Here is a 12,855-nt window from a genome sequence, read left to right as displayed (position 1 = left end):
GCATTGCGCGACCGTCAGGTCCAGTCGAGTACGATCTTGCTTGCCTTGCCGGCGGTGGCGAGTTCGAAGGCTTCGGCGTAATCGTCCACCTTCATCCGGTGGGTGATTACCTTGCGGATGTCGAGGCCGCTTTCGAGCATGGCGAGCATCTTGTGCCAGGTGTCAAACATTTCGCGGCCATAGATGCCCTTCAGCGTCACCATCCGGAAGACGACCTTGGAGAGGTCGAAATGGAAAGGCCGGGCGGGGACGCCCAGAAGTGCGATGCGGCCGCCCATGACGAGATGGTCGATCATCTGGTCAAGCGCTGCCGGCGAGCCGCTCATCTCAAGGCCGACATCGAAGCCTTCCTTCATCTTCAGTTTCGTCATGACGTCCCGCAGGTCTTCGTTCGCGACGTTGACCGGATGTACATCGGCGACCTCGGCCGCCAGCGCCAGGCGCTCCGGGTTGACGTCAGTGATGACCACGTGACGCGCGCCGACATGGCGGGCGATCGCGGCACCCATGATGCCGATCGGCCCGGCGCCGGTGATGATCACGTCCTCGCCGACGAGGTCGAAGGCAAGCGCCGTATGCACGGCATTGCCGAGCGGATCGAGGATCGCGCCGATCTCGTCGTCGATCGTGTCTGGCAGCGGGATGATGTTAAAGGCCGGGATCTTGGCGAACTCTGCAAACGTGCCCTGGACGTTGACGCCGATGCCCTTGGTCTCCGGGTCGAGATGATACTTGCCGGCGCGTGAGGCGCGGCTGTTCATGCCGACGAGATGGCCCTCGCCGGAGACGCGCTGGCCGACCTGGAGGTTTCGCACATTGGCCCCGACGGCGACGATTTCGCCGGCATATTCATGGCCAGTGATCATCGGCACGGGGATCGTCTTCTGCGCCCACTCGTCCCATTTGTAGATGTGGACGTCGGTGCCGCAGATGCCTGTTTTGTTGATCTTGACCAGCACGTCATCCGGCCCGATTTCGGGAACGGGCGCGTCGATCATCCAGATGCCGACCTCGGATTTCTGCTTGGAAAGCGCCTTCATGATCAGATCATCCCGATGGTCTTGCCGGCATCGATGAATGCGGCGATGGCGGTGTCGATATCGGCCTCGGAGAGCGCTGCCGACATCTGGGTGCGGATGCGGGCCTGGCCCTTGGGCACGACGGGGAAGAAGAAGCCGGCGACATAGACGCCGCGCGCATCGAGTTCGGCGGCGAGCTTTTGCGCCAGCACAGCGTCATGGGTCATAACCGGGATGATCGGCGTCTCGCCAGGAAGCAGTTCGAAGCCCGCCTCGGTGAGGCCCTGGCGGAAGCGTTTGGTGTGGCCGGAGAGCTTGGCGCGCAGGTCGTCGGCGCTTTCGGCGATCTCGATCGCCTTGAGCGAGCCGGCAGCGACAGCGGGGGCGAGGCTGTTGGAGAAGAGATAGGGCCGTGCCCGCTGGCGAAGCAGGTCGATCGCAGCTTTCGGGCCGGCGATGAAGCCGCCCATGGCGCCACCCAGCGTCTTGCCGAAAGTGCCGGTGATGATGTCGACGCGGGTGCCGACACCAGTCAGCGTCGGCGTGCCCTTGCCCTTGGCGCCCAAATGGCCCGTGGCATGGCATTCGTCGATCATCACCATGGCGCCGTATTTCTCGGCGAGCGCACAGATCTCCGGGAGCTTCGCGACATAGCCGTCCATCGAGAAGACGCCGTCGGTGACGATCAGCCGGAAACGCGTGCCCTCGGCAATCGCCTTCTTCAACTCGTCTTCCAGCCCGTCCATGTCCGAGTTCGCATAGCGGTAGCGCTTCGCTTTGGAGAGCCGCACGCCGTCGATGATCGAGGCGTGGTTGAGGCTGTCGGAAATGATCGCATCTTCCGGGCCGAGCAGGGTCTCGAAGATCCCGCCATTGGCATCAAAGCAGGCGGCAAACAGGATCGCGTCATCCTTGTCGAGATAGCGGGCGATTGCCTGTTCGAGCTGACGGTGGATGTCCTGCGCGCCGCAGATGAAGCGCACCGAGGCCATGCCGAAGCCGTGGCTGTCGATCGCGGCCTTGGCGGCCTTTTCGATTTCGGGATGGTTGGCGAGGCCGAGATAATTGTTGGCGCAGAGATTGATCATCTCGCGCGTGCCCTTCGCATCGCGCACCTGGATGCGGCCCGATTGCGGGCTGACGATTTCGCGTTCGCGCTTCAGTAGCCCGTCGGCTTCGATGCCCTGGAGGATGTCGGTGATGTGGTCGAGAAAGCCGGTCTGCATGGGAAATCCCTCGATGCTGAATAATTCCAGCATATCGGAATTTTGCCCCGCGGCAATCGATATTTTGGAATTGCCTTGTCGCCTATCTGTGTAGCACGACCAGCAGGCCCTTGCCGATATCCGTTCCGCCATTGCGGATCGCATGCGGAACATCGGCGCGGTACCGGGCGGTCTCGCCTGATCGAATCTGGGTCTTGCTGCTGCCGCTCGAAATCTCGAAACCATCGGTAAAGGCGGTGAAATGTTCGAAGGCGCCGATCGAATGTGGCTGGCTCACAAGGGCGCCGCCGGGATCCATTTCGAGCTCGTACCATTCCGTCTGGCCGGCGAGCCGGGGCGAGCTCAGGATCTTCAACCGGCAAGAGCCGTCGGCGCTACGGATGACGGGCGTGTGCATGACCGAGGTGACTTCAATCTCCTCGCGTCCGGCGACGGAGGTGCCATTGCCGATCAGGTCCGAGAGTTCGATTTCCATCGCCTGGGTGAGGCTCCAGAGCACGGCAAAGGTCGGATTGGCCTCGCCACGCTCGATCTGGCTCAGCATCGACTTGGAGACGCCGGACAATGTGCCGAGCTGTTCGAGCGTCAGCTTGCGCGCCTTGCGCTCGCGCTTGATGGCCGGGCCGATCTCGGGAGTGTGCTGCTGCATCAGAATGTCCTGCGGTCACGTCGGCGGGTGCCGACCGCCTCTTTTACGCCGACCGGCAGGCGCAACGGAAGAGGGCGGGCATGAAAGCTTGACTCCAATATATGCGCGTGGAATTCTCAAATAATGGAATCAGAGGATCAATTCGAGAAACATGTCGCCGAAAGGCTGAAGCGCCTGCGCATCGAGCGGGGGCTGACGCTCGACCAGCTGGCGGAGCTTTCAGGCGTCAGCCGGGCGATGATCTCGCGCATCGAGCGATCCGAGGCAAGTCCGACGGCAGCGCTTCTGGCGCGGCTCTGCTCGGCGCTCGGGGTTTCCCTGTCCGTCTTCTTTGCCAGCACGGAGAGCGAACCCTCGCCACTGTCACGACGAGCCGACCAACCGGTCTGGCGCGATCCGGAAAGCGGATATCTGCGCCGTGCGATTTCGCCCCCGGGCACAGGCAGCGGCACCGATATCGTCGAGGTCGAGTTTCCGGCCGGTGCCGAGGTCCGCTTTCCCGGCCGCCCGAGCGGGCGCAGCCAGACGCAGCATGTCTGGGTCTTCGACGGCGTAATCGAATTGACCGTCGGTGACGCCGAGCACCGGCTCGAAGCCGGCGACTGCCTGTTCATGAATGTCGGTGACGTGCATGGCTACCGAAACCCGACCGATCGACCCGCCCGCTATGCCGTGGTGATTTCCCTCGGCCCTTGACCATCTCCCACTTCCGACGACAGGACCTGACCCCATGCCCAAGCCCGACATCCGCCCGATTTCCAAAGACGAGACGCTTGGCGCCTTGCCCGACCTCTGCGAGACGCTTTCCGATTGCGTCGAAGGCGGCGCCTCGCTCGGCTTCATGTCGCCGTTTGCGCCCGCTGATGGCGAAACCTTCTGGCGGGGCGTCGCAGAGGCAGTCGGGCGTGGCGAAGTCCTGCTCTACGGCGCCTTTCTCGGCGATCGGCTGGTCGGCACAGTTCAGGTCGGCTTTGCCTCGAAGCCGAACCAGCCGCATCGCGGCGATCTGATGAAGCTTTTGGTACATCGCGACGCCCGTGGTCTCGGCTTGTCGAAGGCGCTGATGGCGGCCGCCGAACAGGGGGCAGCGCAGGCCGGACGCACGTTGCTGGTGCTCGACACGGCAGCAGGCGAGCTTGCCGAGGCGCTCTATGAAAAGGTTGGCTGGCAGCGTTCAGGCATCATCCCGAACTACGCGCTGTTTCCGGATGGTCGCTACTGCGACACGGTGATCTTCTGGAAAACTGTGGCCTGACGGCATCTCTGCCAAGTTCTTGAGATTGAGCCCAAAAAACGTCTGAGCTTCGCCCTTTTCAGCGGTCGACGCATCTGATTATCGTCCCTCCGTTTTTAAATTTCCGGGGGTGGACTTCAGATGGTTGCAACAGCAACTTTGAGATGGTTGGGTTTGGCGCTGGCTGTTGCCGTTGCGGCACCCGCATTGGCCGCAGACGTGACCTTCTTCATGCGCAACGATCATCCGAATGCCGTCGAGGTCGAGCTCTACAGCCAGGATCGCGACCATGTCTGGCCGGGTGACAACCAGGTCTTTTATCTCGATGACGGTGAGACCAAGGAGATCCCCCTGTCTTGCGAAGAAGGCGAGACGATCTGCTACGGCGCCTGGATTTCCGGCGACAAGCAGAGCTACTGGGGCGTCGGTCCTGACAATGCCGAGAATTGCGAGAACTGCTGCTATACCTGCACCGGTGGCGAGACCGAGCAGATTAACCTGACCGAGTAACATCGGATCGGCGGGGGCCGAGGGGCGGGGGCGATTTTTTTGGTCGATTGACCAGGAAAATCGCCCCCTTTGCACTTGTGGCTGAGGCCGTGACGAGGCTAGTTTTCTCTCCAAAACACCAGAGGGAAAACAACCGACATGCGCGTATTCTATTCCGAAAAGCACAAGCTGCGAGACGCCAAGACCGAGCTGCATGGCGGCCTGCTGGTCAAGCCTTTCGAGGGGCCGTTCCGCGCCGAATGGGTGCTCTCGGGCGTCAAGGAGGCGGGCTTCACCGATGTCCGCGCGCCGGCCGAACACGGGCTTGAAACCGCGCTCAAGGTGCATGACGCAGGCTATCTCGAATTCCTGCGCACCTGCTGGGACCGCTGGCAGGCGCATGGCTTCGAAGGCGAGGCGATCGCCACCTCCTTCCCCTGCCGCCGCAGCCAGACGGGCCGCGTGCCGAAGAACATCGACGGCGCCGTCGGCTACTACACCAATTCGGCAGAGACTTCGATTTCCAAGGGCACCTATGAGGCGGCGATTGCCTCGATGGATGTGGCCCTGTCCGGTGCCGACTGGCTGAACGAGGGCAACCGCTTCGCCTTCTCGCTCTGCCGCCCGCCCGGCCACCATGCCGGCATCGATCTCTTCGGCGGCTATTGCTTCATCAACAACGCTGCGGTCGCCGCCCAGCGGTTGATCGACCACGGCGCCAAGAAAGTCGCGATCCTCGACGTCGACTTCCACCACGGCAATGGCACGCAGGACATCACCTATCGTCGCGGCGACATCTTCTTCGCCTCGCTGCATGGCGAGCCGGAAGACGCCTTCCCCTTCTTCCTCGGTTATGCCGACGAAACCGGTGAGGGCGAAGGCGAAGGCCTGAACGCCAACTACCCGATGCCCTCGGGCACGCCTTTCGACATCTGGTCGGCAGCGCTGGAAGACAGCCTGAAGAAGATCAAGGCCTATGGCGCAGAGGCGATCGTCGTTTCGCTCGGCGTCGACACCTTCGAAAAGGACCCGATCAGCTTCTTCAAGCTGAAGAGCCCTGACTATATCCGGATGGGCGAAATGATCGCGGCCAGTGGCGTGCCGGTGCTGACGCTCATGGAAGGCGGCTACGGCGTGCCGGAAATCGGACTCAACGTCGCCAATGTGCTCAAAGGGCTGGAAGGTTGAAGGCGCCTCAATAGGTCTCGGCGACTGCGGTGAAATGGCGCTTCAGCCGGGCCACGTCGGCCGGGTCGATTTCAATCCCGGTCACGGCGATCCAGGGATCGATATGATGCTGCGGAGCATAGACATGCCCGTAACCGACCGGGCTGGTCGTCGCGATCATCATGTCGAACAGGAGTTGCAGCATGGTGAGCACGGGATACCAGGTGAGTTCGGGAGAGACATCCGGACCCCGCGTGCCCGAGAGCCAGGCGGGAGACCGATAGGCCGAACGGGGGTCGAAAAATACCACGGCGTCGCTGGCATATTGCAGGTAGACGATCCGCAGTGCCCCCCATTCGGCATAGGGTGAATTGAGGTCGGCCCGCTGATTGGTGAAGCGCACGATCGAGCCGTCGCCGTAGCGGGGCAGCCAGGCAGGCGAGCCCGCCTCCCGACCGGCGGTGAGTTCGCTCCACATCCGGCTCTGGAACGGCGGTCCGACCCACAGCGCGCCGTAGAAGGGATCGGCGACGATTTCGAGAAGGTCGACTGAGCTCTGCGAGTTGAGCGCTCCAAGGCTCAGGCCATAGAGCACCAGCCGGGGGCGTTCATTGGGCGGCAACTGCTTCCAGTGACGATAGACGGCGCGAAACAACGCCTTTGCCGACTCCGAGCCATATTCCGGCTCGACCAGCAGCGAAAGCCAACTGGTCAGATAGGAGTATTGCAGGGCGACGCTTGCGACATCGCCGCGCAGCAGAAGGTCGAGCGTGTCTGCCGCCGCAGGGTCGATCCAGCCGGTTCCGGTCGGGGCCTTGATCACCAGCGTCGACCGTTCGAAACCGCCCTGCCGGATAAGTTCCTCGAGCGCGAGTGCGACGCGCGTCTCGATGTTTTCTCCATTGTTGAGGCCCGCATAGACGCGGATAGGCTCCAGCGCCGGCTCTCCCCAGAAGCGCTCGATATCTTCGCGCGTCGGGCCAGACGCGATGTAATGACGACCCTGCCGGCCCAGACCATGCCACTCGAGACGCGAATCCGGTCCTCCGGTTTTTGCCGAGGACGTCGGCGCGGCGAATTCGTCCTCCATCAGGTCGTCCAATTGCTGGAAGGAGGAATCGGCGAGCCGGATTGCGCCGCGCAAAACCACGTTTTCGCCGATCGACCAGAAGATGAAGGCGGCGATGACGAAGCCGATCGCGGTGGCGAAGCGTGCCGGGAAGATGGTGGCCATGCGTGCCGCCAGCCTCCTGAACAGCATCATGAACAGACGGGCGATCCATAGCAGGCTAAGGAACAGGGCTGCGGCCACCAGCACCGCCTCGAGATATGACACGTCGAGAGGAGCCATCTGCCAGAGCGCGCGCGCCGATTCCTGCCAGACCGCGGAGCGCCAGAGCGCCACGGCCATTGCGGACACACCAAACGCCGCTATCCAGAAAAGCGCCTTGTCCCGACGCAGCCGGGGTTCGGGCAACTCGAAAAGCCTCCAGAGAGAGCTCAGGAGAACGCCGAAGAAATAGCCGACAGCTGACGCGATGCCGGACAGTGAGCCCTGCACCAGGGCTTCGCGTGGCATGAGACTGGGAGTGAGCGATGCGCAGAAGAAGGCGATCGCGAGAACGACGCCCGACAGGGAAAGCTTGCCGATCAAGACCCTGACGATGACCGACAGTGCACTGTCTCCCGCTTCATGCAGTTGGAGCGTTGCGGCTCCTGTTCCGTTCTGCAGCGAGCTTAGTCGTTTTGTCCTGCCTTTTGAAGGGCATGAAGCGACCCTGCGGCAAAAGCAAACAAACCCGGCCTGGAAGCCGGGTTTGTCGTTGTCGGACGATGACGCCTTGATCAGAGCGTGCCCTGGCGCTGCTGGATCATCTGATAGGTATCGAAGCTGTATTCGGCGATCTGAGCCCAGAGATAGGCGTCCTGCTTGAACGCCTGCTGGCTGTCGAAGAGCTTCTTGAACCACTCGTTCTTGGCCGAGAGATCCGCATAGGTTTCCTTCGCCGCCTTGTGGCAGGTGTCGAGGATATCCGACGAGAAGGCGCGCAGCTGGGCGCCGCCGGCGACGAGTTCGCGAAGCGCCCCGGGGTTGGACGCATCATAGCGAGCGAGCATGCGGGCGTTGGCGGCAGCGCAGGCATCCGTCAGGATACGCTTGTAGCTTTCGGGCAGCGCGTTGAACTTTTCGAGGTTGAAGAAGGCGTGAACCGTCGGGCCGCCTTCCCACCAGGCCGGGTAATAGTAATAGGGCGCGACCTTGTAGAAGCCGAGCTGCAGATCGTCATAGGGGCCGACGAATTCGGTGGCGTCGATGGCGCCCTTTTCGAGCGCCGGATAGACGTCGGAGCCGGCGATCTGCTGCGGCGTGACGCCAACCTTGGTCATGATTTCCCCGGCAAGACCGGCAATCCGCATCTTCAGACCCTTCAGGTCGTCGATCGTCTTGATCTCCTTGCGATACCAGCCGCCCATCTGCGCGCCGGTATTGCCGGCGGGAAGCGCATAGAGCTTGTAAGGGGCGAGAAACTCGTTGAGCAGCTCATTGCCGCCGCCAGCGGTGAACCAGGCATTGGTCATGCGGGCATTGAGGCCGAAGGGGATGGCGGTGCCGAGCGCGAAGGCCGGATCCTTGCCGATGTAATAATAGCAGCAGGTATGGGCCATCTCGACGGTATTGTCGGCGACGCCATCGGCGACCTCAAGCGGCGGCAGGATTTCGCCAGCTGCGTAGACCTGGATCTGGAACTGCCCGTCGGTCGCCTTCGAGACGCTTTCGGCAATGTCGGTGGCAGCGCCATAGATGATGTCGAGGCTCTTCGGGAAGGACGAGGCGAGGCGCCAGGTGATCTTCGGATTTTCCTGGGCAATCGCGGGGGCGGCAAGCGCGGCGGCACCGATGCCGGCGACACTGGCCTGCTTGAAAAATTGACGGCGGTTCATGATCTCTTGCCTCTGATAATACGCACTCCTCCAGCTCCCGCGGTGGGTCTAGTCGGGCATGACCGGGAGTGCAAGTTCAAAAGCTCAGGAAATTGTCCGGCAACCTTACCAAATTTGCCTATTCTTTCGCGCAAGCGGTGTTCCGCGCAAGGAACTGTCAGGACGGGCTACGCATGCGCGGGTCATCGAAGGCTGGATTGTAGAAGAGGGACAGCACCAGGCTCTTGGCGATCCGCTCGGCGCTGGCCATGAACCAGCCATGGGCTTCTTCCGAGGCGCCGATTTCGACGAGGGTGTCGGAGAAGAGCTGCAGCCATTGCAGGAAAAGGTGTTCCGCCATGCCGTCGACATTCTGGTGAGCCATCACTGGCTTGCCGCCATAGGCGCCTGTCTTGAAGGCGACGGAACTCCAGAAGGCCTTCATCTTGACCATATGGTCCGGCCAGCGTCCGGCGAGCCGCCCGTCGAACACCGGGCCGAGCTCGGGATGCTGGCGGATATGCCCGTAGAACGTCTCCACCAAGCGGTCGATAAATGCCCCATCGACACCCATGGCTGCCATGTCGGCCTGGGCACGAGCCGTGATTTCAGCGCGGTGGGCGGCGCGGCCCGTAAGTTCCATCGTCATCGGTTTCGTCTCGTTCATGGCTTTCGGGCACCTGATGCACCCTGCCGTGCAAATGGTCTATGCGGCATCTTGATACAAGGCCTCCCATGGCCTAAGTTTAGAATAATTCTAAGATAGGTGATAATCGTCATGTTCAGTCTTTTCCAGAAGGGCGGCAAGCGCCCCTTCGACACACTCTCCGAACAGGAGATCCTGGCGCTTGCCATTTCCTCCGAGGAGGACGATGCCCGCATCTACCTCGCCTATGCCGACCAGTTGCGGGCGGCCTATCCACAATCTGCCAAGGTCTTCGAGGATATGGCCGAGGTGGAGCATACCCATCGCAACATGCTGATCGAGATGCATCGGGACCGTTTCGGCGAGCGTATCCCGCTGATCCGGCGCGAACATGTGCGCGGCTTCTATGATCGCAAGCCGGACTGGCTCAGGAAGAACCTGACGCTGGACCAGATCCGCGAAGAGGCCTTGCAGATGGAAGAGGGGGCCTATCGCTTCTATCACGAGGCCGCCCAACACACCTCCGACGCCGGCATCCGCAAGCTGCTCGGCGATCTCGCCATGGCCGAACAGGGTCACGAGGAGATCGCGACCATGCTCGGCGACCGGCATCTGCCGGAGGATGCACGCGAGACGGAAGATGAAACGAAGAAGCGTCAGTTCATTCTGACTTATGTGCAGCCTGGCCTCGCAGGCCTGATGGACGGTTCTGTTTCGACGCTGGCGCCGATCTTTGCGGCCGCCTTCGCGACAGGCGATACCTGGTCGACCTTTCTGATCGGCCTCTCGGCCTCGGTCGGTGCGGGCATTTCGATGGGCTTCACCGAGGCAGCCCATGACGACGGCAAGCTTTCTGGCCGCGGTTCGCCGCTGAAGCGCGGCCTTGCCTCCGGCATCATGACCACGGTCGGCGGTCTCGGCCACGCACTGCCCTATCTGATCCCGCATTTCTGGACCGCGACGATCACCGCCATCGTCATCGTCTTCTTCGAACTCTGGGCGATCGCCTTCATTCAGAACCGCTACATGGAGACGCCCTTCTGGCGCGCGGCCATGCAGGTGGTGCTCGGCGGCTCGCTGGTGCTGGCCGCCGGGGTTCTGATCGGGCAGGGATGACGCAATGCGAGGAGCGGCTGCCTTCGCCTTAGACTGCGGCCTTCTTCTGTCGCGGCATCTCCTCGGTCTGGTACATGGACAGCGTATGTCCGTCTGGATCGGCAAATTCAGATGACCAGCCGCCGGGCGCATGGCTGACGGGTGTCACGATTGTGACACCCTGCTCGGCCAGTCCCGCAACCATGTCGTCGATGCCGCCGTCGTCGAGGTCGAAGACGATGATCGGTGAATTGCCGGGCCTGGTCTCCATTTGAAAGAACAGGAGATCGATGCCGTTGGCCGTCGAGGCAATGAGCCAGTCGGGTTCGCCGGGCTCGTTCGGCATGCGCTGAAGGTCGAGCCCCAGCGTTTCGCCATAGAAACGGGCCGTCCGATCGATATCGGCGACGTAGTAGCAGATATTGGTGAGTTTTTTGGATTTCAGCATGGAGAACTCCCGTGTTGGAATGCGAACATGATCATGTTGCCGCTGGCCGTATTTTCGTGAGGTTGCGTCCAAAAGAAATCAGATGACCGTCCGGATCATGGGTCGCAAGCATCGCGTCGACATGGCCGATCAGCGGACGCAGCGTCTGGCGGATTGAGCCGAAGGCGAGATTTCCGCACAGCCGGTCTGGTACTGCGCCAGTAAATTCAAAGGGACGCAGGCGTTTGCGGATGTCGCAGATCCTCTGGCGCAGCGCCGCCTCGTTGAGCTTCAGCAGATGGCGGATCTCCGCATGCGTCTGGCCATTGAGAGCGAGCAGAAAGGTGGTTCTGAGGCCGGGCGGCAGGCGTTGCAGATGGTGGGCGAGGTCATTCGGCTCGGCCGGTTCACTGGTCTGCGGTTGCCGAAATACGAAGACGCTCTCCCGCTGCCGTCGCCTGACTGCCGATCTCGCCACGAAGGTGCTGCGATGGCGCAACACGCCGCGCAGCCAACGCAGGTTCTCCGGCTTGGAAAAATCCTCCCGGCCTGCGGTGATCGCGGCGAGGAGCGCGTCCTGAAGAAGGTCTTCCGCCTCGTCCGCCCGCCGGCTGAGGCGTCGCGCCTCGTTGAGAAGCTGTCTGAACTGTCTGGCCTGCACGATGTCCCCCACTCACCCGTCATGGTGGCAGACCCCGGCTGACCCGACAAGCAACAGAGATTGAGTTTGGCTGAGGTGACCGATTGCGTCAGGATGAATGGTCACATGCCTGCAATAATCCGTGGATATGGCGCCTTCATGAAAGCATCTCCCGCGACCATCGGTCTGGGCGTCACCATGACCATTGGTTACGGCACGCTCTACTATTCCTTCTCCGTGCTGGCTCCCGAGATCGCTCGCGAATTCGGCTGGGGCCAGAGCTTCGTCTTCGGCGTCTTTTCTTTCGGGCTGCTGGCGGGCGCGGTGGCAGCCCCCGTGCTCGGGCGCTTGGTCGATCGATACGGTGCACGCCTCATCCTTTGTCTCGGTTCCGTCGCGGCAGCACTTTCGCTCGCGCTGTTTTCGGTGATGGAGAATGCCTGGCAATTCGCGGCGATCACGCTCGTCGCCGAATTCATCGCGCTTGCGGTACAATACGATGCGGGCTTTGCAGCACTCGCCCAGAGCCATGGCCGCGAGGCGCGCGCCCATATCACGCTGGTGACGCTGATCGCGGGCTTTGCCTCCACCGTCTTCTGGCCGCTCCTGCAATGGCTGCTCACCATCATGACCTGGCGCGACATCTACCTGGTGATGGCCGCAATGAACCTCTTGATCGCGCTGCCGATCCATCTGGCTCTGCCAAGGGCGCGGATGATCGCGCCGGAGGAGACCGTCCGTGAAGAGCAATCGACCGGTGAGCCTGTTCTCGACAGCGAGCGCAAACGCCGGATGATCCTCATGGCGACGGCCTTTGCCGCCGGAGGTTTCGTCATGTCGGCGGTGGGGTCGACACTTCTCGTCCTGATGCGCGACCTCGGCTATGCCACGGCAATGGCAACGCTTGCCGGCAGCCTCATCGGTCCAAGCCAGGTAGCTGCCAGGCTGATCGAATATGTCAGACGCAACCTTTTCTCGCCGCCGCTGACCGCAATCATCGCCGCATCGGCCATGGCGCTGAGCCTCGCCATTCTTGCCGGCGCACTGGTCCAGCCGATGGCGGCTTTCGCCATCGCCTTTGCAATCTTCTACGGGGCAGGGCAGGGGCTGACCTCGATCGTGCGGGGCGTCTTGCCGCTGCACTACTTCGGCGCTGCGGGCTATGGGCGGACCATGGGCACGCTCGCGTCCGCCCGCATCATCGCCTCGGCGATTGCGCCTGTGTCCGTGATCTGGCTGAACGAGACGGTCGGGACCAATGCAGCTCTGGCTGCATTGGCAGGCATGGCCGGCCTTGCCGTGATCGCGACCCTCGCGCTGACGCGCGAGAGACAAAGCTGA

At 62.2% G+C, this 12,855-nt stretch carries 14 protein-coding genes; 6 read left to right on the top strand and 8 right to left on the bottom strand.

The annotated features are described in order from the left end of the window. Positions 1–14 precede the first annotated feature (14 nt). The 3 genes from tdh to BSY240_RS12600 form a co-directional block, all read right to left on the bottom strand. On the bottom strand, positions 15–1,040 hold the full coding sequence (gene tdh, locus BSY240_RS12610) for an L-threonine 3-dehydrogenase (RefSeq protein WP_069042533.1): 1,026 nt from the start codon (positions 1,038–1,040) through the stop codon (positions 15–17). A gap of 2 nt (positions 1,041–1,042) precedes the next feature. After that, positions 1,043–2,245, bottom strand: coding sequence for a glycine C-acetyltransferase (locus tag BSY240_RS12605; RefSeq protein ID WP_069042532.1), 1,203 nt, complete (start codon positions 2,243–2,245; stop codon positions 1,043–1,045). 82 nt (positions 2,246–2,327) lie between these two features. After that, on the bottom strand, positions 2,328–2,894 hold the full coding sequence (locus BSY240_RS12600) for an XRE family transcriptional regulator (RefSeq protein WP_069042531.1): 567 nt from the start codon (positions 2,892–2,894) through the stop codon (positions 2,328–2,330). A gap of 120 nt (positions 2,895–3,014) precedes the next feature. Between BSY240_RS12600 and BSY240_RS12595 the strand changes: the two genes are divergently transcribed. The 4 genes from BSY240_RS12595 to BSY240_RS12580 all read left to right on the top strand — a co-directional run bounded on the left by BSY240_RS12595 (position 3,015) and on the right by BSY240_RS12580 (position 5,805). Then, entirely contained in the window at positions 3,015–3,590 is a 576-nt protein-coding gene (locus tag BSY240_RS12595) for a helix-turn-helix domain-containing protein (protein WP_069042530.1), read from the top strand. Positions 3,591–3,624: 34 nt separating this feature from the next. After that, positions 3,625–4,149 (top strand): GNAT family N-acetyltransferase, encoded by a 525-nt coding sequence (locus BSY240_RS12590; protein WP_069042529.1) that lies wholly within the window; start codon positions 3,625–3,627, stop codon positions 4,147–4,149. Positions 4,150–4,269: 120 nt separating this feature from the next. Continuing rightward, positions 4,270–4,638, top strand: coding sequence for a hypothetical protein (locus BSY240_RS12585; RefSeq protein WP_069042528.1), 369 nt, complete (start codon positions 4,270–4,272; stop codon positions 4,636–4,638). 138 nt (positions 4,639–4,776) lie between these two features. Beyond that, the gene (locus BSY240_RS12580; protein WP_069042527.1) at positions 4,777–5,805 is read left to right on the top strand and encodes a histone deacetylase family protein; all 1,029 of its coding nucleotides are present in this window, start codon (positions 4,777–4,779) and stop codon (positions 5,803–5,805) included. A 7-nt stretch (positions 5,806–5,812) separates the two neighbouring features. Here BSY240_RS12580 and BSY240_RS12575 read toward each other — a convergent pair whose 3' ends face one another. The 3 genes from BSY240_RS12575 to BSY240_RS12565 form a co-directional block, all read right to left on the bottom strand. After that, positions 5,813–7,438 (bottom strand): alpha/beta hydrolase, encoded by a 1,626-nt coding sequence (locus BSY240_RS12575; protein WP_236759251.1) that lies wholly within the window; start codon positions 7,436–7,438, stop codon positions 5,813–5,815. A gap of 191 nt (positions 7,439–7,629) precedes the next feature. Next, a complete protein-coding gene (locus tag BSY240_RS12570) occupies positions 7,630–8,727 on the bottom strand; it encodes a TRAP transporter substrate-binding protein (protein WP_054151405.1) in 1,098 nt (365 codons plus the stop codon). Positions 8,728–8,884: 157 nt separating this feature from the next. Further along, entirely contained in the window at positions 8,885–9,355 is a 471-nt protein-coding gene (locus BSY240_RS12565) for a group III truncated hemoglobin (protein WP_054151434.1), read from the bottom strand. A gap of 129 nt (positions 9,356–9,484) precedes the next feature. Between BSY240_RS12565 and mbfA the strand changes: the two genes are divergently transcribed. Beyond that, entirely contained in the window at positions 9,485–10,468 is a 984-nt protein-coding gene (gene mbfA / locus BSY240_RS12560; protein ID WP_069042526.1) for an iron exporter MbfA, read from the top strand. Between the two features lie 28 nt (positions 10,469–10,496). Here mbfA and BSY240_RS12555 read toward each other — a convergent pair whose 3' ends face one another. Then, complete coding sequence (locus BSY240_RS12555; protein ID WP_069042525.1) at positions 10,497–10,895, bottom strand: VOC family protein; 399 nt, start codon at positions 10,893–10,895, stop codon at positions 10,497–10,499. A 31-nt stretch (positions 10,896–10,926) separates the two neighbouring features. Further along, positions 10,927–11,535, bottom strand: a complete 609-nt coding sequence (locus BSY240_RS12550; RefSeq protein ID WP_171901573.1) for an RNA polymerase sigma factor — start codon at positions 11,533–11,535, stop codon at positions 10,927–10,929. Between the two features lie 138 nt (positions 11,536–11,673). On the opposite strand from BSY240_RS12550, the gene BSY240_RS12545 reads away from it, so the two are divergent. Continuing rightward, positions 11,674–12,855 (top strand): MFS transporter, encoded by a 1,182-nt coding sequence (locus tag BSY240_RS12545; protein WP_069043965.1) that lies wholly within the window; start codon positions 11,674–11,676, stop codon positions 12,853–12,855.

Source organism: Agrobacterium sp. RAC06 (genome assembly GCF_001713475.1).
Lineage (GTDB): Bacteria > Pseudomonadota > Alphaproteobacteria > Rhizobiales > Rhizobiaceae > Allorhizobium.
The sequence above is the reverse complement of the archived record's forward strand: the minus strand, read 5'-3'. Positions and strand labels throughout refer to the sequence as shown.

Excerpts from the sequence above, each read along its gene's own strand:
- BSY240_RS12555 (WP_069042525.1), bottom strand. The coding sequence starts at position 10,895 with ATGCTGAAATCCAAAAAACTCACCAATATCTGCTACTACGTCGCCGAT.
- BSY240_RS12565 (WP_054151434.1), bottom strand. The coding sequence starts at position 9,355 with ATGACGATGGAACTTACGGGCCGCGCCGCCCACCGCGCTGAAATCACG.
- mbfA (WP_069042526.1), top strand. The coding sequence starts at position 9,485 with ATGTTCAGTCTTTTCCAGAAGGGCGGCAAGCGCCCCTTCGACACACTC.
- BSY240_RS12585 (WP_069042528.1), top strand. The coding sequence starts at position 4,270 with ATGGTTGCAACAGCAACTTTGAGATGGTTGGGTTTGGCGCTGGCTGTT.
- tdh (WP_069042533.1), bottom strand. The coding sequence starts at position 1,040 with ATGAAGGCGCTTTCCAAGCAGAAATCCGAGGTCGGCATCTGGATGATC.
- BSY240_RS12600 (WP_069042531.1), bottom strand. The coding sequence starts at position 2,894 with ATGCAGCAGCACACTCCCGAGATCGGCCCGGCCATCAAGCGCGAGCGC.
- BSY240_RS12545 (WP_069043965.1), top strand. The coding sequence starts at position 11,674 with ATGAAAGCATCTCCCGCGACCATCGGTCTGGGCGTCACCATGACCATT.
- BSY240_RS12590 (WP_069042529.1), top strand. The coding sequence starts at position 3,625 with ATGCCCAAGCCCGACATCCGCCCGATTTCCAAAGACGAGACGCTTGGC.
- BSY240_RS12570 (WP_054151405.1), bottom strand. The coding sequence starts at position 8,727 with ATGAACCGCCGTCAATTTTTCAAGCAGGCCAGTGTCGCCGGCATCGGT.
- BSY240_RS12605 (WP_069042532.1), bottom strand. The coding sequence starts at position 2,245 with ATGCAGACCGGCTTTCTCGACCACATCACCGACATCCTCCAGGGCATC.
- BSY240_RS12580 (WP_069042527.1), top strand. The coding sequence starts at position 4,777 with ATGCGCGTATTCTATTCCGAAAAGCACAAGCTGCGAGACGCCAAGACC.